The sequence below is a fragment of the Congzhengia minquanensis genome, from assembly GCF_014384785.1.
GTDB lineage: Bacteria > Bacillota > Clostridia > UBA1381 > UBA9506 > Congzhengia > Congzhengia minquanensis.
On sequence record NZ_JACRSU010000005.1, the window covers coordinates 154948 to 177149 of the forward strand.

23 protein-coding genes are annotated in these 22202 nt (G+C 47.7%); 5 read left to right on the top strand and 18 right to left on the bottom strand.

The features are described 5' to 3' along the window. Window positions 1–158: 158 nt before the first annotated feature. The 6 genes from H8698_RS12255 to H8698_RS12280 all read right to left on the bottom strand — a co-directional run bounded on the left by H8698_RS12255 (window position 159) and on the right by H8698_RS12280 (window position 8965). A complete protein-coding gene (locus H8698_RS12255; protein WP_249313753.1) occupies window positions 159–1157 on the bottom strand; it encodes a GGGtGRT protein in 999 nt (332 codons plus the stop codon). Between the two features lie 18 nt (window positions 1158–1175). Beyond that, on the bottom strand, window positions 1176–1868 hold the full coding sequence (locus tag H8698_RS12260) for an iron-sulfur cluster assembly scaffold protein (protein WP_249313754.1): 693 nt from the start codon (window positions 1866–1868) through the stop codon (window positions 1176–1178). Window positions 1869–2022: 154 nt separating this feature from the next. Further along, window positions 2023–4491 carry an S-layer homology domain-containing protein gene (locus tag H8698_RS12265; RefSeq protein ID WP_249313755.1) on the bottom strand — a complete coding sequence of 823 codons (2469 nt, stop codon included), beginning with the start codon at window positions 4489–4491 and terminating at the stop codon, window positions 2023–2025. Beyond that, entirely contained in the window at window positions 4488–5927 is a 1440-nt protein-coding gene (locus H8698_RS12270) for an efflux RND transporter periplasmic adaptor subunit (protein ID WP_249313756.1), read from the bottom strand. The genes H8698_RS12265 and H8698_RS12270 overlap by 4 nt, the downstream gene beginning before the upstream one ends. Before the next feature lie 19 nt (window positions 5928–5946). Then, entirely contained in the window at window positions 5947–8259 is a 2313-nt protein-coding gene (locus tag H8698_RS12275; protein WP_249313757.1) for an ABC transporter permease, read from the bottom strand. Window position 8260: 1 nt separating this feature from the next. Then, window positions 8261–8965, bottom strand: a complete 705-nt coding sequence (locus tag H8698_RS12280; RefSeq protein ID WP_177679664.1) for an ABC transporter ATP-binding protein — start codon at window positions 8963–8965, stop codon at window positions 8261–8263. A 218-nt stretch (window positions 8966–9183) separates the two neighbouring features. Here H8698_RS12280 and H8698_RS12285 point away from each other — a divergent pair, with 218 nt between their 5' ends. The 5 genes from H8698_RS12285 (at window position 9184) to H8698_RS12305 (ending at window position 12233) form a co-directional block, all read left to right on the top strand. Beyond that, a complete protein-coding gene (locus H8698_RS12285; protein ID WP_249313758.1) occupies window positions 9184–9783 on the top strand; it encodes a TetR/AcrR family transcriptional regulator in 600 nt (199 codons plus the stop codon). Window positions 9784–9885: 102 nt separating this feature from the next. Next, window positions 9886–10254 (top strand): YlxM family DNA-binding protein, encoded by a 369-nt coding sequence (gene ylxM, locus H8698_RS13445; RefSeq protein WP_346726848.1) that lies wholly within the window; start codon window positions 9886–9888, stop codon window positions 10252–10254. 21 nt (window positions 10255–10275) lie between these two features. Beyond that, window positions 10276–11616 carry a signal recognition particle protein gene (ffh, locus tag H8698_RS12295; protein ID WP_249313759.1) on the top strand — a complete coding sequence of 447 codons (1341 nt, stop codon included), beginning with the start codon at window positions 10276–10278 and terminating at the stop codon, window positions 11614–11616. Window positions 11617–11719: 103 nt separating this feature from the next. Next, window positions 11720–11965 (top strand): 30S ribosomal protein S16, encoded by a 246-nt coding sequence (rpsP, locus tag H8698_RS12300; RefSeq protein WP_177679656.1) that lies wholly within the window; start codon window positions 11720–11722, stop codon window positions 11963–11965. A gap of 37 nt (window positions 11966–12002) precedes the next feature. Further along, a complete protein-coding gene (locus H8698_RS12305) occupies window positions 12003–12233 on the top strand; it encodes a KH domain-containing protein (RefSeq protein WP_177679654.1) in 231 nt (76 codons plus the stop codon). A 44-nt stretch (window positions 12234–12277) separates the two neighbouring features. On the opposite strand, the gene H8698_RS12310 is transcribed toward H8698_RS12305, so the two are convergent. From H8698_RS12310 to H8698_RS12365, 12 genes are all read right to left on the bottom strand, one after another. Continuing rightward, window positions 12278–13111 (bottom strand): histidinol-phosphatase, encoded by an 834-nt coding sequence (locus H8698_RS12310; RefSeq protein ID WP_249313760.1) that lies wholly within the window; start codon window positions 13109–13111, stop codon window positions 12278–12280. Beyond that, a complete protein-coding gene (gene hisIE, locus H8698_RS12315; protein WP_249313781.1) occupies window positions 13108–13755 on the bottom strand; it encodes a bifunctional phosphoribosyl-AMP cyclohydrolase/phosphoribosyl-ATP diphosphatase HisIE in 648 nt (215 codons plus the stop codon). Before hisIE ends, H8698_RS12310 begins: the two co-directional genes overlap by 4 nt. A 23-nt stretch (window positions 13756–13778) precedes the next feature. Beyond that, complete coding sequence (gene hisF / locus H8698_RS12320; RefSeq protein ID WP_249313761.1) at window positions 13779–14537, bottom strand: imidazole glycerol phosphate synthase subunit HisF; 759 nt, start codon at window positions 14535–14537, stop codon at window positions 13779–13781. Further along, a complete protein-coding gene (hisA, locus tag H8698_RS12325) occupies window positions 14534–15259 on the bottom strand; it encodes a 1-(5-phosphoribosyl)-5-[(5-phosphoribosylamino)methylideneamino]imidazole-4-carboxamide isomerase (protein ID WP_249313762.1) in 726 nt (241 codons plus the stop codon). Before hisA ends, hisF begins: the two co-directional genes overlap by 4 nt. After that, entirely contained in the window at window positions 15256–15900 is a 645-nt protein-coding gene (gene hisH / locus H8698_RS12330; protein WP_249313763.1) for an imidazole glycerol phosphate synthase subunit HisH, read from the bottom strand. Before hisH ends, hisA begins: the two co-directional genes overlap by 4 nt. Beyond that, window positions 15901–16491 carry an imidazoleglycerol-phosphate dehydratase HisB gene (gene hisB / locus H8698_RS12335; protein ID WP_177679807.1) on the bottom strand — a complete coding sequence of 197 codons (591 nt, stop codon included), beginning with the start codon at window positions 16489–16491 and terminating at the stop codon, window positions 15901–15903. It abuts the gene before it with no gap. After that, on the bottom strand, window positions 16488–17564 hold the full coding sequence (hisC, locus tag H8698_RS12340; protein WP_249313764.1) for a histidinol-phosphate transaminase: 1077 nt from the start codon (window positions 17562–17564) through the stop codon (window positions 16488–16490). The genes hisB and hisC overlap by 4 nt, the downstream gene beginning before the upstream one ends. Window positions 17565–17576: 12 nt before the next feature. Then, a complete protein-coding gene (gene hisD, locus H8698_RS12345; RefSeq protein ID WP_249313765.1) occupies window positions 17577–18866 on the bottom strand; it encodes a histidinol dehydrogenase in 1290 nt (429 codons plus the stop codon). Window positions 18867–18872: 6 nt separating this feature from the next. Next, window positions 18873–19508, bottom strand: coding sequence for an ATP phosphoribosyltransferase (hisG, locus tag H8698_RS12350; protein WP_177679544.1), 636 nt, complete (start codon window positions 19506–19508; stop codon window positions 18873–18875). Beyond that, window positions 19495–20616 carry an ATP phosphoribosyltransferase regulatory subunit gene (locus tag H8698_RS12355; protein WP_249313766.1) on the bottom strand — a complete coding sequence of 374 codons (1122 nt, stop codon included), beginning with the start codon at window positions 20614–20616 and terminating at the stop codon, window positions 19495–19497. Before H8698_RS12355 ends, hisG begins: the two co-directional genes overlap by 14 nt. Next, window positions 20597–20896, bottom strand: a complete 300-nt coding sequence (locus H8698_RS12360) for a YerC/YecD family TrpR-related protein (RefSeq protein WP_177679540.1) — start codon at window positions 20894–20896, stop codon at window positions 20597–20599. Before H8698_RS12360 ends, H8698_RS12355 begins: the two co-directional genes overlap by 20 nt. Before the next feature lie 127 nt (window positions 20897–21023). Then, entirely contained in the window at window positions 21024–22190 is a 1167-nt protein-coding gene (locus tag H8698_RS12365) for an FprA family A-type flavoprotein (protein WP_249313767.1), read from the bottom strand. Window positions 22191–22202 lie beyond the last annotated feature (12 nt).

Genomic DNA, 22202 nt, shown 5'->3' on the forward strand with positions numbered 1-22202 from the left:
AACTTACGTTGCGCTAATTCCAAAATCTTATATCCGACGGGTGCAACCCCATGCTATGCAAAAAAAGGATAGAAACGAAATCAAATCGTTTCTATCCTTTTTTTAACTGTCCTTAAAAACATCACATATATCAGCGGCTGTTTTGCTATTAATAAAATTTATTTCATCGCTTCTTCAATCGCAACCGCAACTGCAACGGTCATACCAACCATCGGGTTGTTACCTGCGCCGATCAAGCCCATCATTTCAACGTGAGCCGGAACGGAGGACGAGCCTGCAAACTGTGCGTCAGAATGCATTCTGCCCATGGTGTCTGTCATGCCGTAAGAAGCGGGGCCGGCTGCCATGTTATCCGGATGCAGCGTTCTTCCCGTACCGCCGCCGGAGGCCACAGAGAAATATTTTTTGCCCTGTTCGATGCATTCTTTTTTATAGGTGCCTGCAACAGGATGCTGGAAGCGTGTGGGGTTCGTGGAGTTGCCGGTGATGGAAACGTCCACGCCCTCTAAATGCATGATGGCAACGCCTTCGCGCACGTCGTCTGCGCCGTAGCAGCGAACCTTGGCCCGCTCGCCTTTAGAGTATGCGGTTTCTTTCACAACGGTTACAGTGCCTGTATAATAATCAAACTTTGTCTGCACATAGGTAAAGCCGTTAATTCTGGAAATAATCTGCGCCGCGTCTTTGCCCAAGCCGTTTAAAATAACCTTTAAATCTTCTTTTCTTGCCTTGTTGGCACTTCTTGCCAAACCAATTGCGCCCTCAGCCGCTGCAAAAGACTCGTGTCCAGCCAAAAATGCAAAGCATTTTGTTTCGTCACGAAGGAGCATTGCGCCCAGGTTACCATGGCCAATGCCAACCTTTCTGTCGTCTGCAACAGAGCCGGGGATACAGAAAGACTGAAGCCCAAGCCCAATTTTTTCAGCCGCGTCGGCAGCCTTTGTGCAGCCTTCTTTAATGGCAATAGCCGCACCGGTTATGTAAGCCCAGCAGGCATTTTCAAAGCAGATGGGCTGAATGCTTTTCACGAGATTATAAACGTCAATTCCCTTGTCGTCGCAAATCTGTTTTGCTTCTTCCAAAGACTGAATTCCGTGTTTATTTAATTCTGCATTAATCTGGTCAATTCTTCTTTCATAACTTTCAAATAAAGCCATTTACGATTCCCTCCTTTATTATTCGTGACGCGGGTCAATGAGCTTTGCCGCATCGTCAACCCTGCCATACTGTCCGCTTGCTTTTTCCAAAGCTTCATTGGCGTCCATGCCCTTGGCAATCATTTCCATCATTTTGCCTAAGTGAACAAATTTATAGCCGATTATTTCATCGTTTTCGTCCACAGCAATTTTGGTAATATACCCTTCGGCAAGCTCTAAATATCTGGGGCCCTTTTCCAGTGTGGCATAGGTGGTGCCAACCTGGGAACGAAGACCCTTGCCCAGGTCTTCAAGGCCTGCGCCGATGGGAAGCCCGTCTTCAGAAAACGCGGTCTGTGTGCGGCCGTACACGATTTGGAGGAACAGTTCTCTCATTGCTGTATTAATTGCATCACATACCAAGTCGGTATTGAGTGCCTCTAAAATGGTTTTCCCAATTAAAATTTCCGAAGCCATTGCTGCGGAGTGGGTCATACCCGAACAGCCAACGGTTTCAACCAGGGCCTCCTGAATGATTCCCTCTTTTACGTTAAGCGTCAGCTTACAGGTTCCCTGCTGGGGTGCACACCAGCCAATTCCGTGTGTCAGGCCGGAAATGTCTTTAATTTCTTTTGCCTGGGTCCATTTTCCCTCCTGGGGAATGGGTGCCGGGCCATGATATGCGCCTTTTGCCAAAGGGCACATGCTCTCTACTTCAGCGGAATATTTCATGACAAATTTGCTCCTTTCAATAACATTTTTTACAGTTGTCATACCTTATAAATTATACCACAGTGCGAAAAATTTGTCAATTTTCTTCGGCTGTGAAATAGACGAAAAAACAGATGTGTTTTTTCTCCTTTTTGGGCAAAAAGCAAAATTGAATTTATTTACGCACGACAACAACGCGAATGCGCCCGCCGTCGGCTTCTTTTTTGTCGTAATAAGCAGTTACATTTTTCGTAAAATCGACATTCTCTTTTGAAATAACTTCAAACCTAACGCCTGTAGACAATTCTGAGTTTGCAATCTCCCGGTAAATCACCGCATTGTCCGCCAGGCGGTGCGCACCGGAGGCTGTATATACAAACGAATTGTTAATGGACTTCACCGCTTCTTCGAGACGATTCAGCGCCTTCAACGACACCACGCCGTTTTTTTCGTCGGTATCTATGCTGATGCTTTGCCCCGTGGATACGTTAAATTTTTTCTGGCTGCTGCCAAGCTCGGTTTCCGCCCCGCCGATGTTCACCTTGTAGCTTCCGGCGGCATTGGTGCCGAAAGACAAACCCTGCGCCTTTAAAACAACTCCATATTGCAGCAGGTCGCCTGTATAATCATTTAAAATAAGGCCGGTCACAGCGCCGTCTGTCACTTCTGCAAGCAGAATGTCATTTTCGCTGAAGTGCGCCCCGTCAATTCTTTGGGGATAAATTTTTTTTGCTTTCGCTTTGGAATAGTCCGTTTTCATTGCGGCGTCAATCATTTTAAGGTCGTTTGACAACACATAGTTGCCCAGTTTTTTTGCCTGCCAATGAAACGTGCCCGAAACCTCGTTTTTTTTGTTTGCAGCAGACAAGGCCGCCTTTCCGTTTGAAAATGATATGGTGACAGGAGATCCGTTCAGCAACGTTTCGTCCTTATCCACAGCAAACTCCTGCGTTTCGCCGGCTAGTGTAAAAATTTTTGCCCGGTATTCCGACACAGTGTTTCCCGCCGCGTCAACCCGAACAGACGGCGCGCAGGAGAGAAGCACGCCCGATAAGGTATCACTTTCATTCAGCGAAACTGCATCCGCCACGCCTCCGTCTTTGCCGAACCGCAGGGTAACGGTGTCGCCAAAGGGGATGTTCCCGTCTGACGACAGCTTGGATTTAGCGCTCCGCTCCGTAACGTCGTAGATTTTGCCGGAAACCTCCACCTGTGCAATGCTGTCCTTTGTGGGATATGCGTTTTCATATACGCCGGTAATGCTTTTAGAATATGCTAATAACACATCTGCGCCGTCTACATAATAACAAATGTCCGTTGACAGAACGTCACCTTTTTTCGCGCTCAGTCCGTCCCGGATAACCCTCGTTTCGGAATTTACGGTAAAGGCTTCCACATATCCCGGCCCTGATATGGCGTTTCGTTCCAAGGTGATATATTTTAAAACTCCGCTTTCATTTTCATGAAAAGTGAGTTTGTCGCCCAATGAGAGCGTTCCTGCCGCCTGTGCATAAGCCGAGGCAAGCGTTCCCTCATACACAACCGTGTCGTTGTCAATTTTCACATATTCGTCCCCGCTGTGTCCAAAAGCTGTAATGCCGTCGTCCAATACAGATTTAATGACAAACGTTTTCTGGCTTGCCGCTGTGCTCTCCTCTGCAAAAATATATTCTAACGTGCCATATTCATCGTAGTAAAGCCATACGTCAGCGCCCTTCGGCACAGAGGAAAAGCCTTTGCCAAAGGTCAGCGCACTGCCGCCTAAATAGATGCAGGTATCTGCATTTACATAAAACTCCTGCGTAATTTGCTCGCTGTTTACAAGCACCATTTTGTCCGGATAAATTTCTTTCAGTGCATCATGCCGGCAGGTCTGATTTGCAGGGAAAAATGCAATTACCTCGTTTGCCTTTCCCACAACAAGATCTCCCCGCAGGCGCAAATCCTCCTGGCCAACCGCCCCTGCCTTTTTAAACACGCCGGCAGTGGTTGTAACATAGCCCGACTGTGTATTTTTGTCGCTGATTAACACCACGTCCTCTAAATAGGAACACTCCATTTTTTCAATCAGATAAACTTTTGAGTCCTTCATTTGAGTAAATAAGGCATTTTGAATGATTTTTGCCGTGTCAATTCTGGAAATGGGCTGCCCGATCACATAGGTTACGCCCTCAAGCAGGCCCAGCCGGCCTGCCGCAGCCACCTTAGACTGCGCCCAGTTTCCCCCGGCGTTGCTTTCGTCGCGCCCCAGCATTTTCAGCACCACATTGCACACCTGCTCCGGCAGCACCTCTGTTTCCGGCTGAAAAGAGCCATCCGGAAAACCGTTAAAATAACCCAATGTTACGCCCCTGTCGATAAACGGCGCCGACCAGCGGGTGTGCGGCACGTCAAAAAAGGGCGCAATGCCGCCTGCGGGAATAAAATCTTTATCCGCTATTCTCACAACGATTTTGGCAAACTGCTCCCGCGTCAGCGCCCCGCCGTCGTTAAAATTGCCGGTGTCGTCCCCCTGCATAATGCCCAATGCACCCAGCAGCGCTTTTGTATCCGCCGCGGTGCTTTCCTGTGCCGAAACAAAGGAAACCGTTCCCGCCAAAACAGCCACAGACAGAAGACATGCGGCTATTCTTTTCCTGTTCATTTGCTACCGCCTCCAGCCAAAACTTCCATATCTTCATCAATCCCGCTTATAACCTCAATGTATAAATCGGTTTTTATCCCTGTCTGAACCTCTTTCTCAACAAATTTGTTCCCATCCTTCACACGAACCTTGCCCCCGGCCACCGCACCGATTGGGAGGTATTGTGTATCCTTTTCGCCGGTGTTGATGCACACGTCCATGCTCATGCCGGAAATCAGTCCTGTAAAATCGTCCAGTTCTATCCGAACAGTGTAATACGTCACGCCGTTTTCCTCCGTGCCGGCGTCGTCAATCCGTTTTACGCGGCCTGTGTACTGCATTTGCCCATTGTCCGAAACCGTGACGCTGGTGCTTTGCCCCTCTTTTATTTCATGAATAAACAGTTCGTCAATTTCGGCGTCCACATAGAGCCTGCCGTTGTCGGCCAGCGTTACCAGAGCCAGACCGGGCTGGGCAATGTCGCCCTCCTTCATCTTTTTTTCAATAACAATGCCGTCAATCGGCGAGGTAAGCGTATAGTCGGAAAGCTTTTCCTGCAGCTGCCGAATGTTGGTTTGAATTTCTTTCACACTGAGCTGTGCGTTGTTCACAGCGTTTGTCACAGCGTCGTTTTTAATGGTCATAACCGCTGTGCCGGCGCTTATGCGGGCGCCCTCCCTAAGAGACAGGGTTTTCACCTCGCCCTGTTGGGTGGAATAAACCGACTGTTCCGTTAGGCTGAAAAGCGTTGCGGCGGACAAAGACGCATAACCGCCGACGGCGGCAACCACCGAGTCGCCCTTTTTCAGCGCGCCGGGGTTATTTAGCGTAATTTCAACATTCACACCCCTTGTGGTGCCGGAAAACCCCTGGCCGGATTCATACACCTTTTCCACCGTGCCGTAAACAACAGACCCGTCGCTCTGCAGCGTAAGCATGGCACTTTCCCCCTCGGAAATGGCTCCCTCCGGCACAGAAAACGGAAGCGTAACCTTCAACGTGTTGTTTTCCACAATGTCGGCAATTTTTGTTCCCGGCGTAACATAGTCCCCAACATGGACATATACCGCGGTAACCAAGCCCGAAGCCTTTGCTTTAACGGTTAAATCCGCTGCCGCCCGCCGGCTTTGCTTTAGGGCCTCGTTTGCCTTGTCGAGATTGACCTTCGCCTGTTCGATCGAGTTGGACAGATCCACCGAATCCACCGTATATAACACCTGGCCTTTTGTGACAGTGTCGCCCTCCTCAAAGTCAGCCGAAAGGATTTTCCCAGCTGACAGGGGCGTTATGGTGTAGCTGTCGTCAAATACAACTGTGCCCGTTTCCCTTACAGTTGTTTGGAGCGTTCCCTTTGTAAGCTTCACCGTTTCTGTGTCTTTCTCCTTGCCGCAGCCCGTTGCCGCCAGCAGGAAAGCCAGCCCAACCGCAATCGCCGCCATATATTTTTTCTGTTTCATAAACAATCTTCCTTTCCCATTACTCTACGCTTTTTAATGCCCCCAGCATGTCGATGGTTTTGATTTTGCTGCCCAAAACCCTGTTGACCAACACCGCAAAAACAAGCGTTAAGGCGCCCGCGGCAAAATAGGACAAAACGGCAATTGCCACGTCCAGCTTTACCATTTCAATGGAGCCCAAAATGGCACCCACAAGGGCTTTTCCCAAGGGAACGCCTAAAATTACGCCTACCGCAGTGAAAATAATGTTTTCTGTTAACAGTAGCCGTTTGGTTTCCTTGTCGTAAAAGCCCAGCACCTGCAAGGTCGCCAAAGAGCGGATTTGCTCAAAAAAGCTCATAATTCCTAAATTATAAAGCACCACAAAGGCCAAAATGCCGCCGAACAGAATCAACAGATACACAATGGAGGTGATTGCTTTCACCTGGTTGCGCAAAGATGTCATCACTGCCGCCTTGTCCTCCGTGCCCGCCACAAAATCAAAATCCTCAACCCTGTTGCGAACCGCTTCCAAATCATTCGTTTTCAGATATGCGGTGTTGGGGGTATAGGGTTTTCCCAAGGTATTCCAATAGGTCTTTGAAACATAGGCCCCGTCGGCGCCCCGAATAATTTTGCCGACGCGCATGGGATAATAGCGGTTGTCCCCGGTAAATTTAATTTGAACCTCGTCGCCGGGCATAACAGCAAGGTCTTTGGCGGTGTCGTCGCCTAAAATAACGCCGTCTACTGGCATGTCGTAGGTTTCCGGCCCGTTTAAGTCCAGCAGTTTTAAATGGAGCTGGTCGTCCGTCACTCTGAAATAAACCGTTTCTAAGTTGTTCCGCGAGTAAATTTTTGTCCCCATTGTCATTTCATACTGGGAGTCCTCCACCTGGGGCAAATACCCCAAATGCTTATACTGCGCCTCTGTCACTGTACCGTTTAACGTCACCATCAGGTCATATTTCTGAAGTTTGGTTTCCGTCCGGTCGATAAAGCTGCTGACAGAGTCGTTAATCCCCAAAGCTGTAAGCACAAGGGTCATACAGCCGGTGATACCCACAATGCAGATTGCCATTTTCGATTTATTCCGCATGATGTTGCGGAAGATGTATTTTGTGTTAAACCCCAGTCTGTTCCACACCGGGGGAATTTGTTCCAGCAAGGTTTTTCTTGTTTTTTTCGGCGGTTTTGGCCGCATACATTCCGCCGGCGTTTCCGAAAGCGCACCTTTTGCCGCAAAATAGGCGGTGCCGATGCAGACCAAAAAGGTAATTACAAAAGAGATAACCAGCGCGCTGGGGGAATATAAAATTTCGTGCGGCGGCATATCTACACTGCCAAACAGGGCGGAAAGCACCACCCCGGACAGTGCCCGGGCGGGCAGCACCCCAATGATATATCCTAAAATTACCACCAATACCGCATAAAAAAGGTAGTAACACATAATTTGAACGTCACCGTATCCCAGGGCCTTAAAGGTTCCAATGGTTTGCCGTGCATTTTCAATCAGGCGGCTCATGGTGGAAAACATAATCAGCGCCGCTACCGCAAAAAATATTAAGGGGAACACCATCACAATGGTTTTAATGCTGTTTGTCAGCTCCAAAAGCTCATAGGCGTTGATGTTGTCCTCCAATGCCAGAATGTTTACCAGCTTTGTGCCTAAACAATCGCTTAATTCAGCCTTTATATTTTCTAAATCTGCACCGTCAGTTACAGTTACGCAAATCTGGTTATAGTTGTTTTTGCCTGTTAAATGTGCAAGCGCGTCTTCGCTGATGTAACCAAACCCGTAAGACGCCAAATCCGGCGTCAGATTGGTGCCGCTGACATGGTGCATGCACTCCGGACTTTTCACCAGAGCGCACACATAAAGCTTTAAAACATCGCCGGTGGCAGTTAGCTTCACCTCATAAAAATCGCCCACGGAAAGCCCGTTCGCCCGGGCAAACTCATCGCTTATCATAATGTCCCGGCTTCTGCTTAAGGTTTCGCCTTCCACTATGTAGGGAATATTCATATTCATCTCGTCCGGCACCGCGTAAAGTGCAAGGGTAATGTTTGCAAAATCGCGGCTTTCCGCGTCAATGGTGGTGCGCGGCTGAACGTCTTTTATACCATCAATTTTCGAAACGTTTCTGAAATCGGCGCGGTCAAACCCCACCCCCGTCACCCAAAGGTCCGCGACGTTTTGTTTCTTAAAATATTGCTGTGCAATCCGCTCCGCATTATAGGTGTTGCCGGACAGCGCAACAAACATTAAAACTGCAACAGCCGCAATCACAACAACGGACACAAGCCGCGAGGTTGTAAAGATGAGCTCCCGCCTGAAATTTTTCCAAAACATATTACCACTCCAGCTCCTGAACAGGGATTGGGTTGTCGTTTTTCTCAAAAGCCTCAATCTGGCCGCTTTTCATATGGATTAAAACGTCTGCCGTAGGCGCTAACGCGCCGTTGTGCGTAACGACAATAACAGTTTTTCCGCTGGTTTTGCAAATGTTATAAAGCAGGGCCAAAACAGATTTTCCTGTTTTATAATCCAGCGCGCCTGTGGGCTCGTCACAGAGGAGCACCTGGGGATTTTTCGCCAGGGCGCGGGCAATTGCCACCCGCTGCTGTTCCCCGCCGGATAGCTGGGAGGGAAAATTAGAAAGCCGCTGGGATAGCCCCACCATGGAAAGCACCTCTTTTGCGTCCAGCGGGTTTTTGCAAATTTGGCTTGCCAGCTCAACATTTTCTAAAACAGACAGGTTGGGCATTAAATTATAAAACTGAAACACAAACCCAATCATGTTCCGGCGATATTGCGTTAGTTCTTTTTTTCCATAGCCCGAAATTTCGCTGCCCAAAACCGAAACGCTTCCGCTGGTGGGGGAATCCATTCCGCCTAAAATGTTTAACACCGTGGACTTTCCCGCCCCTGACGTTCCCAAAATAATGGTATAGGCTCCCTTTGGGATTTCAAAGCTGATATGGTCCACCGCCGTAATTTTCGTTTCGCCCATGGTATATTCTCTGACCATGTCAGAAATTTTAATTGCCGTTTCCATGCGTCCGCCCCCTTTAGTTTTAGTTTAAAGTGGACGGGACAATTTTTCAATCAACAGTTTTTATCGTATTGTATGTTATGAAACAATTTGTTTGATTTTATATAGCTATTAACACAATATTAACGATTAAATCGTTGCGTTTGATACAAATAGTTGCATATTTTTCCGGAATATAGTATGATATACAGAAAGAAAATAATAGAAAGGGACGGAACAATATGAATGAAAAGATTGACCTGAGGGTGGTTAAAACAAAACGGAATATTAAATCCGCAATGGTTTCCCTTTTAAATGAGAAAGATTTTCACGACATTACGGTGCAAGATATTTTAGATCGCGCCCTGATTAACCGTTCTACCTTTTACCGGTATTACGATGACAAATATGATTTGGCCAAACAGCTTTGCAAATCGTGTTTAAACGGGGCGCGGAACATTTTGGAAGAACCGTTTCAAATGGACAATCACGATGAGTTGGTCCGCATTACGAAAAAGATGTATGACTACATTTTAGACGAAAAAGACACCTTTGAGGCGCTGCTTAAAGTCAAAACAGACAGCATCAGCCTATACAAAGATTTTGGCGTATTGCTGAAAAAAAGCTGTGTGGAGTTTTTAAAAGCCCTTCATCCCGAACTGCCCCATGAATTCGCCGACTATTCCGGCACGCTTTATGCCTCGGCGGTGATGGCAACCATCAATTGGCTGTCGGAAAACAATTATACAAATTATTTAACAGACAGCAGTAAGGAAGAAAAAATTACAAGAATTTTGCTGCGCCTGTCCCACGTGTTAGACGGCATTTTTGAAACAGCATAAGTTTTTTGTGTTAGCCTATTGACAAACAGATGAAATTGATGTAAAATAGAACAGGTGTTTAGGTTTAGAGCTTTACACCAAACCGTTTTGAGGTGAAGTTTTATGGAAAAAGATTTGTCTATTGCTGTTTTGCTTGACTTTTACGGCGATTTGCTGACGGAAAAGCAGGCACGGGCTATAGACCTCTATTATAACGAGGATTTGTCTTTGGCCGAAATTGCAGAGCCGCTGGGAATCAGCCGCCAGGGCGTGCGCGATTCCATCAAGCGGGGCGAAAAACAGCTTCACGATTTTGAGGACTCTTTGGGGCTGGCAAAACGGTTTAAAGATGTAAAAGGCGACATTGTTGTTATTCAGGAAATGTTTCATGATTTGCAGACCTACATTCAAATATACATTCATTCCGATAAATTGTTAAAAGCGGTAAACCAGATTGGGGAAAAGCTTTCCTCCATTACCGATAAGCTATGACCATGAAAGGAGCGGTTGATTTTGGCATTTGAAAACCTGTCGGAAAAGCTGGGTGCGGCGCTTAAAAAGCTAAAAGGCAAGGGCGTTGTAACGGAAAAAGATATTAAGGAATCGATGCGCGAAATTAAGCTGGCACTCCTTGAGGCAGACGTAAACTATAAAGTCGTGAAAGACTTTATTGGCAATGTGTCTGAGCGCGCTGTGGGGGCCGACGTGTTAGAGAGCCTCACCCCAGGACAGCAGATTATAAAAATTGTGAATGACGAGCTTGCAAAGCTGATGGGCAGCGACAGCGCCCGGATTGAGTTTGCAAAGAAACCGCCTACCATTGTTTTAATGGCGGGGCTTCAGGGTGCCGGTAAAACCACCTTCTGCGCTAAGCTTGCCGGATTTATGCGAAAAAAACACAATAAACGCCCGCTTTTGGTTGCCTGCGATATTTACCGTCCTGCGGCTGTAAAACAGCTGGAGGTTGTGGGTAAGCAGATTGACATTCCTGTGTTTCAAATGGGCACACAGGTTTCTGCCGTTTCTATTGCTACTGCGGCATTGGAGCACGCAAAACACCATGGCAACGATTTTGTAATTATTGATACCGCCGGCCGCCTGCACATTGACGACGATTTGATGCAGGAGCTGGAAGACATTAAGGCCGCGGTGAACCCCGATGAGATTTTGCTTGTAATTGATGCCATGACAGGGCAGGACGCCGTGAACATTGCCGAAAGCTTTAACGCGCGCTTAGAAATCAGCGGCGTGGTAATGACAAAGCTTGACGGCGACACAAGAGGCGGTGCGGCGCTGTCGGTTAAGGCGGTTACGGGCAAGCCCATTAAGTTTGCCGGTGTTGGCGAAAAGCTTTCCGACATTGAGGAATTCCACCCAGACAGAATGGCCTCCAGAATTTTAGGCAGCGGCGATGTGCTGTCTTTAATTGAAAAGGCACAGGCCGCCTTTGACGAAAAAGACGCGGCCAAACTGGAGGACAAAATCCGCCATAACAGCTTTAATTTAGACGATTTTTTGGCCCAGATGCAGCAGATGAAAAAAATGGGGCCGCTGACCCAGATTATGAAGATGATTCCCGGCGTGAACGCCAAGGCCATTGACAATGCCGATATTGATGAGCGAAAGCTGGACAGGGTGGAAGCCATTATTAAATCCATGACCATGCGCGAGCGGGAAAACCCGTCTATCATCAATGCCAGCCGCAAGCGCCGCATTGCCGCGGGCAGCGGGAACAACGTTTCAGACGTGAACCTTTTGCTGAAGCAGTTTGAACAGATGCAGCAGATGATGAAACAGTTTTCCGGCGGCGGTTTGGGAATGCGCAAATTGAAAAAGAAGAAAAAGCGCAAATAAAAAATAATTAAAGTAAAACAGGGGATTATCAAGGGGAGTTCCCCAATTGATTATGCTTGTTATTTTTTAACATACACAACAAATTGCAGGAGGTGAAACAAACATGGCAGTTAAAATCAGACTGAGAAGAATGGGTGCGAAAAAAGCTCCTTTTTACAGAGTGGTTGTTGCTGACTCCCGGTATCCCAGAGACGGCAGATTTATCGAAGAAATCGGCACATACAATCCTTTAACAGAGCCTGCCGACATTAAAATTGATGCGGAAAAAGCACAAAAATGGCTTGGCAACGGCGCACAGCCGACAGATACTGTGAAAGTTCTTTTGAAAAAAAGCGGAATTACAAAATAATTGTAGGTTCTGCGGGAAACACTAAAAGGAGAAAAAAATGAAAGAATTATTGGCAGTGATTGCGAAAGCATTGGTGGATGAGCCCGACGGCGTTTCCGTTAACCAGATCGACGGCGAACAGTCAGTTGTTCTGGAACTTAAGGTCGCTGACTCTGACATGGGAAAAGTCATCGGCAAACAGGGACGAATTGCAAAGTCCATCAGAACTGTGATGAAAGCCGCTGCAAACCGTGAAAACAAACACGTTGTAGTGGAAATTGTTCAATAAAAAACAGTCCGGCAAGCGGTTTTGCTTGCCGGGCTGTTTGTTTTTTATAACCGTGCCAACGAAAATTCAGAAAGGGAAAGGGGCGCTTTGGGTGCACCCGCCAACGTATAGGCCGATTGAAATCCGCTTTTTTTCGCAAACTCTATGGCCGTGTCAAATGCAAAGTCCACCGCGTCTGCCTGGTGGCAGTCGCTTGAAATTATAATTTTTCCGCCATATTCCTGAATTTTTTTCAAAATCGGCACTGCTGGGTAGGGCGAGCTGCGGTATCCCCGCTGCATGGCCCCAGTGTTGATTTCAAAGGGTTTGCCAGATGGAATCAGCGCGCGAAGCGCCGCATCCCACGCCTTTTCGTAACGGGGATTGCTTTCCGAAAACAGTTTTTCCCCCTCGTTAAATTTGGTGATTAAATCAAAGTGGCCAATAATGTCCGCTTTTGTTTTTTCCGCCACACGGGAAACCAGGGCGAAATAATCCTCTGCAAAAGCGTAATAGTCGCCGTGATAACCGCAGTGCACGTTTTCTTGAAATGCACAACCGTCCACAGAAAGAAATGCTCCGTTTTTCTTCACATAGTGCACCGAACCAATTAAAAAGTCGAACCCGTTCGTATCGGCTTCCGAAAAATAGTCCATTTCCAAACCGCAGTAAATGTCAATCTGCCCGGCATATTTTTGTTTTAAGCGGTTGATTTCCGCCCGATACTTTGCCGTGTCCTCCAAGCTCATGCAATAGCTTGCGTCAAAGGGCGTATAGGCGTGGCCGGAAAAGCCCAGCGCCGTCATGCCTTTCTCAATTGCGGCCAGAACCGTTTCCTCCGCCGTGCTTTTTCCGTCGCAGTATGTTGTGTGTGTGTGAAAATTAGACGTTACCATCATTTCGTCATTTTCTCCTGCTTCACCTTTTTGTCAATCACATGGCGGGAGGCCAGCTCAGTGTGAATGTCTTCTAAGCTGATTCCCATTTCAATCATTAAGACCATAACGTGGTAACAAAGATCTGCAATTTCATAAACTGTTTCTTTTTTGTCATTTCCCTTGCCGGCAATGATAACCTCTGTGCACTCCTCTCCCACCTTTTTCAGAATTTTATCAATCCCCTTTTCAAACAGATAGGTGGTGTAGGAACCTTCTTTTTTGTCTGTTTTGCGGCCTGCAATCAGCTGCATTAATCCTTCCAGCGAGAATGCCGGCGGCGTTTCACCCGCATACACCAAATCGTTAAAACAGGAGTCTGTTCCCAAATGGCAAGCCGGGCCGTCTTTCTTCACCAAAACGGTCAGCGCGTCGCGGTCGCAGTCCGCCGTGATGGAGACAATGTGCTGGTAATTTCCTGAGGTTTCCCCTTTCAGCCACAATTCTTTCCGCGAACGGCTCCAAAAACAGGCGAGCCCCTTTTCCATTGAAATTTTTAAGCTCTCCTTGTTCATATATGCCAGGGTTAAAACCTTGTTTGTTTCCGCGTCCACCACGACGGCCGGAATTAACCCCTTTTCGTCAAACTTTAATTCGTCAATCTGAATCAACACAAAATCCTCCTTTTATTTTACAGCCTTACGGCAATTCCGTTATCCCGCAGGGTTTCCTTCAGCTTTGGAATTGTAACCTCCCCGAAGTGGAAAATAGAAGCCGCAAGCCCTGCGTCGATTGCGGGAAGCTTTTGAAAAAGCTGCACAAAATCGTCAATTCCGCCGGCACCGCCGGAAGCGATTACCGGAACGTTTACAATGTCTAACACGGCTTTTAGCATGGGGATGTCAAATCCCTTTTTCACGCCGTCGGTGTCAATGGAATTGACCACGATTTCCCCTGCGCCCATGTCCACGCCATGCCGAATCCAGTCAAGGGCGTCTAAACCGGTATTTTCCCGCCCGCCGTTTTGAAACACGCGAAACACGCTGTCTACACGCTTTATGTCCACGCTTAAAACCACGCACTGGTCGCCGTACCGCTTGGCCGCCTCCTCAATGAGCGACGGGTTTTTAATTGCACCCGAGTTAACGCTGACCTTGTCGGCCCCGCATTTTAGCACGCGGTCGAAATCCGCGAGGGTATTGATCCCGCCCCCCACGGTGAGAGGAATGAAAATGGTGGAGGCAACCTGCTTTAAAATGTCGGTAAACAGGGCCCTGCCCTCAACCGACGCGGTGATGTCATAAAACACCAGCTCGTCGGCCCCGCTGTCACTATAGTATTTTCCCAGCTCCACAGGAGAAGACACATCGGACAGGCCCTGAAAATTTACGCCCTTCACCACCCTGCCGTCTTTTACGTCCAGGCAGGGAATAATGCGTTTTGTAATCATACTGCACCGCCTTCCGCAAGGTTTACAGCATCTCGAATCGAAACTGCTCCGGTGTAATAGGCCTTACCGATAATGGCGCCGTAAACGCCGGTCTTCGTTAAATTCTTAATATCTTCTAAGCTGGAAACGCCGCCGGAGGCAATAATGTTCATTTGATATTTTTCCGTTAACGCTTTGTAAAGCGCCAAATTTGTGCCCTGCATGGCCCCGTCTTTGGAAACATCGGTGCAGATTAAAGTTTTTACTCCGGTGTTCTGCATTTTTTCACAGAAGCTCCCGCAGGTGAATTTGGAGTTTTCCGTCCAGCCGCGAATTGCCACAAACCCGTCTTTTATGTCTGCGCCAACAACAATTTTATCGCCGAAGTTCTGAACGGCGGTTTCCACAAAGCCTTCCTCCGTTACCGCCGCAGTGCCTAAAATCACCCGGTCTACCCCCGCGTTTAAATATTGCTCAATGACAGAAAAATTCCGAATTCCGCCGCCGATTTCCGCCGACAGCGACGTGGAATTTACAATCCGCTTCACAGTTTCTAAGTTCGGTGTGCCGCCTGTTTTTGCGCCCTCTAAATCCACAATGTGAATATGGGTCGCCCCCTCGGCCTCAAACCTTTGGGCAACCGTTTCCGGCTGTTTTTCATAAACCGTCATATTGTTGTAGTCCCCGCGCAGAAGCCGCACAGCGGCGCCTTCAAATAAATCAATCGCCGGAAGAATAATCATTTGTGCCTCTCCTTTCCCGGTGCGCCAAGCTCGTGAAACGCCCTTAAAATTTTCATGCCCACATCCCCGCTTTTTTCTGGGTGGAACTGGCAGCCAAACACGTTTTTGTCCGCCGCCGCCGCAGTTAAAGGCGCGCCGTATTCCGCCGCGGCAATTACGCTTTGTTCGCAGTCGGCGCAGTAATACGAGTGGACAAAATAAACAAACTCGCCCTCGTTCACATAACGAAAAAGTGGGCTTTTTGCTTTGTGTTTCGGAAAATGCAGGGCGTTCCAGCCAATGTGGGGAATTTTAAGCCCCTTTGGAATTACGTCGGCAATGGGGCGCACAGTTCCCGAAATCAGCCCTAAGCCTTCATGCTCGCCATATTCATAGCTTTTGTCAAACAAAAGCTGCATGCCCAAACAAATTCCCAAAATGGGTTTTCCTTTTTGTGCTTCTTCTATTAAAACCTTGTCGAGCCCACATTGCTTTAAGCTCTCCGCCGCATCGGCAAACGCGCCCACGCCGGGCAGAATAATTTTTTCGCATTGCTTAATAACTGCTTTGTCGCCTGTCACAACCGAATCAATCTTTTGCGAATCCAACGAGCTTTTCAGCGAAAACAAATTCCCAACGCCGTAATCAATAATTGCAATCATCTAAATCAAAACCCCTTTGGTAGACGGAATTTCATCTTTGTTTTTTTCGTCTATTGCCACGGCCATGCGAAGGGCACGGGCAAAGGCTTTAAAGCTGCCTTCAATGATGTGGTGAGAATTTTTTCCGCTAAGCTGCTTTACGTGCAGCGTAATGTTGGATTTTCGGATAAAGCCCAGGAAAAATTCCTCTGTCAGCTCTGTGTCGAAGTCTCCCACCTTGCTTGCGGGAATATCTAAGTCAAAGCACAGAACGCCCCGGCCGGATACGTCCGCTGCGCACAAAATCAGCGCCTCGTCCATGGGCAGCAGCATGTGGCCGTAACGGCAAATGCCGCGCATGTCGCCAATGGCCGCAGAAAACGCCTCTCCCAGGCAGATGCCCACGTCTTCCACCGTGTGGTGAAAGTCAACATAAGTGTCTCCCTTGCAGGCAAGCGTTACATCAAATCCGCTGTGTTTTGCAAACAGCGTTAAACAGTGGTCTAAAAATCCGCAGCCGGACTGAATTTCACATTTTCCCGTTCCGTCTAAATTCAGCGAAAGCGAAATGTCCGTTTCCGCGGTTGCCCGTTCGATTTTTGCTGTTCTCATTGTTCCACCTGACTTTCTTTTTCTATTGTTTTTAAAGCTTCAATCAGCGCATTCATCTGCTCTTTTGTTCCCACGGTAATCCGGTTAAAATCCGCGATTTCCGGCGTATTAAAATGGCGCACCAAAATGCCCTTTTCCCGCAGTTTTCTGTAAATATATTCTCCGCTTACGCCCCTTTTTTTCACAAACAAAAAGTTTGCCGCGGAATCGGTTACGAAAAAGCCTTGTTTTTTTAATTCTGCTTTGGCAAATTCCCTTACTTTTACAATTTCGCCGCATTTTTCTTTGTAATATGCCGGGGAATTTACCGCCGCGGCACCTGCCAAGAGCGACAGACGGTTAATGCTGTAGGGATTGGTGGAATATTTTATTTTTTCTAAATCCGCAATTAAATCCTTGTTCCCCACGGCAAAGCCCAGCCGTGCGCCGGCTAAGCTGCGGGATTTTGAAAAGGTCTGAACCACCAGCAAATTGTCATACTTGCTCACCAGCGGCGCGCAGGACGTTCCGCCGAAATCAATGTATGCCTCGTCAATTAAAACCACGTTATCCGGATTATTTTTTACAATCGCTTCTACCTGCTCTGTGGATAACATCAGCCCCGTCGGCGCATTGGGGTTTGCAATTACCACAAGGGCGTTTTTATGATAATAGTCCTCCGGACTGATGGTAAAATCTTTATTTAACGAAATCGTTTCATAGTCTATGCCGTGGAGCTGGGAAAAAACTTTGTAAAAACCGTATGTAATGCTGGGAAAAACCGCTTTTCCACCCAAACCTGCAAAGGCCATGAACGCAAAGTTTAAAATATCGTCCGACCCGTTGGAAACAAATATGTTTTCCCTGCTTGTGTGAAAGCTTTCGGCCAGCGCATCACGCAGCGCGCCGCACTCCGGGTCGGGATAAAGCCGCAGTTTTTCCGTTTCCTCTTTCGTTACCGCCGCAATTACCGCATCTGACGGGGGAAAAGGCGACTCGTTGGTGTTTAATTTAATATACGCCATGTCGGTAGGCTGTTCGCCGGGAACATAGGCTTCAAGCCCCTGATAGCACGCATTTAAAAATCTGCTCATCAAAACGCCCCCTTAACGCTTGCTTTTTCTCACGGTTGCGCTTCTTGCATGAGCCGAAAGCCCCTCTTTTTCTGCAAAATATGCCACCTTGTCGGCAATTTTTGAAAACGCTTCATCCGTATAATAGGTATATTGAGATTTTTTCACAAAATCGTCCACCGAAAGCGGGCTTGAAAACCGTGCCGTGCCGCTGGTGGGCAGGGTGTGGTTGGGGCCTGCAAAATAGTCCCCCAGCGCTTCGGGGCAGAACCGGCCCATAAAAATAGAGCCTGCATTTTTAATTTTATCTAAATAATCAAAGGGATTATCCATGCACAGCTCCAGGTGCTCCGGAGCAATTTCGTTGGCTACGGAAATTGCATCTGCAATGGAGCTTGTCACAATAATTTTCCCATTGCTTTCAATAGACGCCCGGGCGATTTCTTCCCTTGGGAGCGAAGACAGCTGCATTTCAATTTCCTGCTGCACAGCAACAGCCAATTCTTGACTCGTGCAAATCAGCACGGCGCTGGCGTTTTTGTCGTGCTCTGCCTGGGATAAAAGGTCTGCCGCCACATATTTTGGATTGCTTTTTTCATCCGCGACAACTAAAATTTCGCTGGGACCGGCAATCATATCAATTGCCACCCTGCCGAACACCTGGCGTTTTGCCTCGGCAACATAGGCGTTGCCCGGGCCGACAATTTTGTCCACCTTCGGAACAGACTCCGTTCCGTAGGCAAGCGCCGCCACGGCCTGGGCGCCGCCGATTTTAAAAACGCGGTCTACCCCGGCGATTTTTGCCGCCGCTAAAATGGCGGGATTCACGCTTCCGCCGGTGGGCGGCGTGACCATAACAATTTCTTTTACTCCGGCGATTTTTGCCGGAATTGCGTTCATCAGCACCGACGAGGGATAGGCCGCCGTGCCGCCGGGCACATAAAGCCCGACCTTTTCGATTGGAATAATCTTCTGGCCCGTTACCACGCCGTCTGTTTCGTTGATAATAAAGCTGCTGCGCACCTGGCGGGAGTGGAACTGTGTGATGTTTTCCTTCGCTTCGGAAAGCACCTTGATAAAGGTTTCGTCCATTTGCGCAAAGGCTGCATCTATCTCGCTTTGCGGCACCTCAAGGCTGTCTAAAACGGCTTTGTCGAACTTTTCGCAGTAGGCAAAAAGTGCGCTGTCGCCCTCTTCCCTTACGGTTTTGATAATTTCCGAAACCACATCTGCCACGTTCGTCTGTTCTTCTGCCTGCGCAAAAATTTCGTCGCGGGTAATTTTGTCACAGCGAATTTTATCATAATTTAAAATCTGTATCATTGTTTTTTACCTCGTTTCCTCACACTGAACCTTTAACGCGTTCATAACCTTTTTTATCTGACTGTTTTTAAACTTAAAGCTCGCCTTGTTGCAAACCAGCCTTGCGGAAACCGGCACCACCGTTTCTGTGGGTTCTAAATCGTTTTCTTTTAACGTCGTTCCCGTTTCAACAATGTCCACAATTACATCGGAAAGGTCTAAAATCGGCGCCAGTTCAATGGAGCCGTTGAGTTTGATAATGTCAATGTCGCGTCCCTTTTTCTCATAAAATTCCCTTGCAATGTTGGGAAATTTTGTTGCCACGCGAAGGGTTCTGTCTGTGTGGTCGCGAAAACCCTTTTTCGCCGCCACAGCCATGCGGCACACGCCGATGTTCAAATCCAGAAGTTCATACACATCGGGTTTATATTCCAGCAAAATGTCTTTTCCCGCTATGCCGATATCCGCCGCACCGCGCTCAACATAAATAGCCACGTCGGAGGGCTTCACCCAAAAATATCGAATGCCGGCCTGTTCGCTTTCAAAAATCAGGCGCCGGTCGTTTTCCTTTGTTTCGGGGCACGAAAAGCCTGCCTGGTCTAACATGTTTAAAACCTTTTCCCCCAGTCTGCCTTTGGGCAGGGCGATGTTAACCGTTTTCAACCTGAGTGCCCCCTTTTTTTAATACGATTTTCTTCCTGCACCGGATTTTGTCAGGTGCGTTTTTCTGCACCAAAACGGTTTCGCCTGCTTTCGTAATTTCCCGGGCTTTTTTCAGCACCGACGCAGGGGTGCAGGTATCGTCATACGTTAACAGAACGTCTGCATCGAACCCGTCTTCGCCTCCCACCAGGCGTTCTAATTGGTCTAAATACACGGCAAATCCAATGGCATCGGCATATTTTCCCATTTTGTGCATCAGCTTGTCATATTGTCCGCCGCTTAAAACCCCTGCCGGAATTCCTTCTATATATCCGCGGAACACAATGCCGTTATAGTAGTTCATGTCGTTCACCACGGAAAAATCCAGCTGCACGTTATCGTCCAGCCCACATTCCGTCAGTGCGTCGCAAATGGCAGAAAGTATATCCGCTGCCGCTTTCATTTCGTCATTGATGCAAAGCTGGTCCAGTTTTTTTATCACGTCTTTCACCGGCCCATAAACTGAAACAAGTCCGGTAATTTTTTCTGTCAGTTTTTTTGAGAGGCCCTTTTTCTCGCAGACATTGACAAGCTCCGGCACGTTCTTTTCGCTCACCGCGTTTAAAGCTGCCGCTGTTTCTTCCGCGGTAAAGCCCGCCGCAGACAAAAAGCCCGATACAAACCCCATGTGGGAAATGTCCAGCACAAAGTTCGGGCTGATAAATTCCAGGCTTTTCACCGCAAGCATAATGACCTCGCAAATATTATAGGTATCAATACTGCCAATGCACTCCAGTCCCGCCTGCATAATTTCTTTAAACGCGTGGGCGCCGCCGGATACGCGGTACACGTTTTCGTTATAATAAACCTTTTGCACAAAGGTTTGTGCGTCGTCTGAATTTTTTATGATAGACACCGTAACGTCCGGCTTCATTGCCAGCAGTTTTCCGTTGGTATCGGTAAACGTGATGACTTTGTCGCTGATTAAAAAGTCTTTAATCTGCACATAGGTGTCATACTCTTCAAACTTGCTCATTTTAAACTGGGTATAGCCAAATTCGCGGTAAAGCTCTTTTAGCCCCTGCAAGGCTGCCGGGCCGCTTTTTGCACTATTTGCTGTCTGCTTCATTGCTTAATCTCTCCAATACAATTGTATATCCGCCGCTGCCGTAGGAAATGCACTTGTTCACGCGGCTGATGGTAGCCGTGCTGGCTCCTGTTTCCTTCGCCACGTCGTTATAGGCCCTTCCCTCTTTTAAAAGCCGCGCGACCTCCAGCCGCTGGGCAATTTCCTGAATTTCTTTAATCGTACAGACATCTTCAAAAAATTTATAACATTCCTCCACAGATTTAAGGCTTAACACTGCGTGAAACAAATTATCCGTCAGTTTTGTCTGAAACTTTTCCATTTTTCCGCCTCCTTTATCGCTTTAGCACACTAATATGATAGCACAGTTAATCGCTAAAGTCAACCCGATTTTCATAAATTTAACAAAAAAGGCGGAAACAAATTTGTTTCCGCCAAATAAATATAGATTATTTTGCCAGCAGCTCCTCTGCCAGTTGTTCCATTTCGTTTACGGTGTTTTCTTTCATGGTAGTTTTCATTGTCACCGCGTTATCGCAAATTGAAATGTTTTTCATGCCCTCCAGCATGGTGCGCATTACTTTGCCTGCCGACGGCGCCCATGAGCCGTTTTCCACAATGGCGGCTTTTCTGTTTTGAAAGTTTTTTGCCTTCAAGTGGTGAAGAAACTCCTCCATGCAGGGAAACACGCCGGCGTCGTAGCTTGCTGCCGCAAACACAATTTTGTCGTAGCGGAATGCATCTTCAACGGCCTCGGCCATGTCGTCCCGGGCTAAATCTGTTACCACAACCTTTTTTGCGCCTTTTTCCGTTAAAATTTCGGAAAGCTTTCTGCAGGCGTTCATGGTGTTTCCGTGAATCGACGCGCAGGCAATGAAAACGCCGTCGTCCTCCGGTTCGTAACGGCTCCACAGGTCATATTTTCCGATGTAATATTCTAAGTCCTCCGTTAAAACAGGGCCGTGAAGGGGACAAATTGTTTCAATTTCCAGTGTTTTTGCCTTTTTTAGCAATGTTTGAACCTGAGCGCCATATTTCCCCACAATATTAAAATAATACCGCCGGGCTTCGCACGTCCAGTCTTCCTGGGTGTCCAGCGTGCCGAATTTGCCGAATGCGTCGGCTGAGAAAAGTATCTTCTCGCTTGCTTCATAGGCAACCATGACCTCAGGCCAGTGCACCATTGGAGCCATAATAAATTTTAAGGTGTGGCGGCCTAAGGAGAGCTCGTCTCCCTCGCTTACAGCAATGCAACGGTCTGTTAAATCCTCATCAAAAAACTGCGGCAGCATGGCCTTGGCCTTTGCGCTGAGTATGAGCTTCATGTCCGGGTAATGCTCGCATATGTTTTGAATGTTTGCAGAATGGTCCGGCTCTAAGTGCAGAACCACTAAGTAATCCGGCTTCCTGTCACCGAGTATTTCTGTTATGTTTTGTTTCCATTCCGTTGACGCACGCTTATCCGCCGTGTCCATAATGGCGCACTTGTCGTCTAATATCACGTATGAATTATATGTCACGCCGTTTGGCACGACATATTGGCTTTCAAACAAATCAAGAGTTTTGTCGTTTACTCCTGCATAAAAAATAGAATCGGTTATTTGTCTGTTTGTCACTGTATGAATCCT

Bases quoted from the DNA above. Each gene is read 5' to 3' on its own strand.
- H8698_RS12255 (WP_249313753.1), bottom strand. From the start codon at position 1,157: ATGGCTTTATTTGAAAGTTATGAAAGAAGAATTGACCAGATTAATGCA.
- H8698_RS12260 (WP_249313754.1), bottom strand. From the start codon at position 1,868: ATGAAATATTCCGCTGAAGTAGAGAGCATGTGCCCTTTGGCAAAAGGC.
- H8698_RS12265 (WP_249313755.1), bottom strand. From the start codon at position 4,491: ATGAACAGGAAAAGAATAGCCGCATGTCTTCTGTCTGTGGCTGTTTTG.
- H8698_RS12270 (WP_249313756.1), bottom strand. From the start codon at position 5,927: ATGAAACAGAAAAAATATATGGCGGCGATTGCGGTTGGGCTGGCTTTC.
- H8698_RS12275 (WP_249313757.1), bottom strand. From the start codon at position 8,259: ATGTTTTGGAAAAATTTCAGGCGGGAGCTCATCTTTACAACCTCGCGG.
- H8698_RS12280 (WP_177679664.1), bottom strand. From the start codon at position 8,965: ATGGAAACGGCAATTAAAATTTCTGACATGGTCAGAGAATATACCATG.
- H8698_RS12285 (WP_249313758.1), top strand. From the start codon at position 9,184: ATGAATGAAAAGATTGACCTGAGGGTGGTTAAAACAAAACGGAATATT.
- ylxM (WP_346726848.1), top strand. From the start codon at position 9,886: ATGGAAAAAGATTTGTCTATTGCTGTTTTGCTTGACTTTTACGGCGAT.
- rpsP (WP_177679656.1), top strand. From the start codon at position 11,720: ATGGCAGTTAAAATCAGACTGAGAAGAATGGGTGCGAAAAAAGCTCCT.
- H8698_RS12305 (WP_177679654.1), top strand. From the start codon at position 12,003: ATGAAAGAATTATTGGCAGTGATTGCGAAAGCATTGGTGGATGAGCCC.
- H8698_RS12310 (WP_249313760.1), bottom strand. From the start codon at position 13,111: ATGATGGTAACGTCTAATTTTCACACACACACAACATACTGCGACGGA.
- hisF (WP_249313761.1), bottom strand. From the start codon at position 14,537: ATGATTACAAAACGCATTATTCCCTGCCTGGACGTAAAAGACGGCAGG.
- hisA (WP_249313762.1), bottom strand. From the start codon at position 15,259: ATGATTATTCTTCCGGCGATTGATTTATTTGAAGGCGCCGCTGTGCGG.
- hisH (WP_249313763.1), bottom strand. From the start codon at position 15,900: ATGATTGCAATTATTGATTACGGCGTTGGGAATTTGTTTTCGCTGAAA.
- hisB (WP_177679807.1), bottom strand. From the start codon at position 16,491: ATGAGAACAGCAAAAATCGAACGGGCAACCGCGGAAACGGACATTTCG.
- hisC (WP_249313764.1), bottom strand. From the start codon at position 17,564: ATGAGCAGATTTTTAAATGCGTGCTATCAGGGGCTTGAAGCCTATGTT.
- hisD (WP_249313765.1), bottom strand. From the start codon at position 18,866: ATGATACAGATTTTAAATTATGATAAAATTCGCTGTGACAAAATTACC.
- H8698_RS12355 (WP_249313766.1), bottom strand. From the start codon at position 20,616: ATGAAGCAGACAGCAAATAGTGCAAAAAGCGGCCCGGCAGCCTTGCAG.
- H8698_RS12360 (WP_177679540.1), bottom strand. From the start codon at position 20,896: ATGGAAAAGTTTCAGACAAAACTGACGGATAATTTGTTTCACGCAGTG.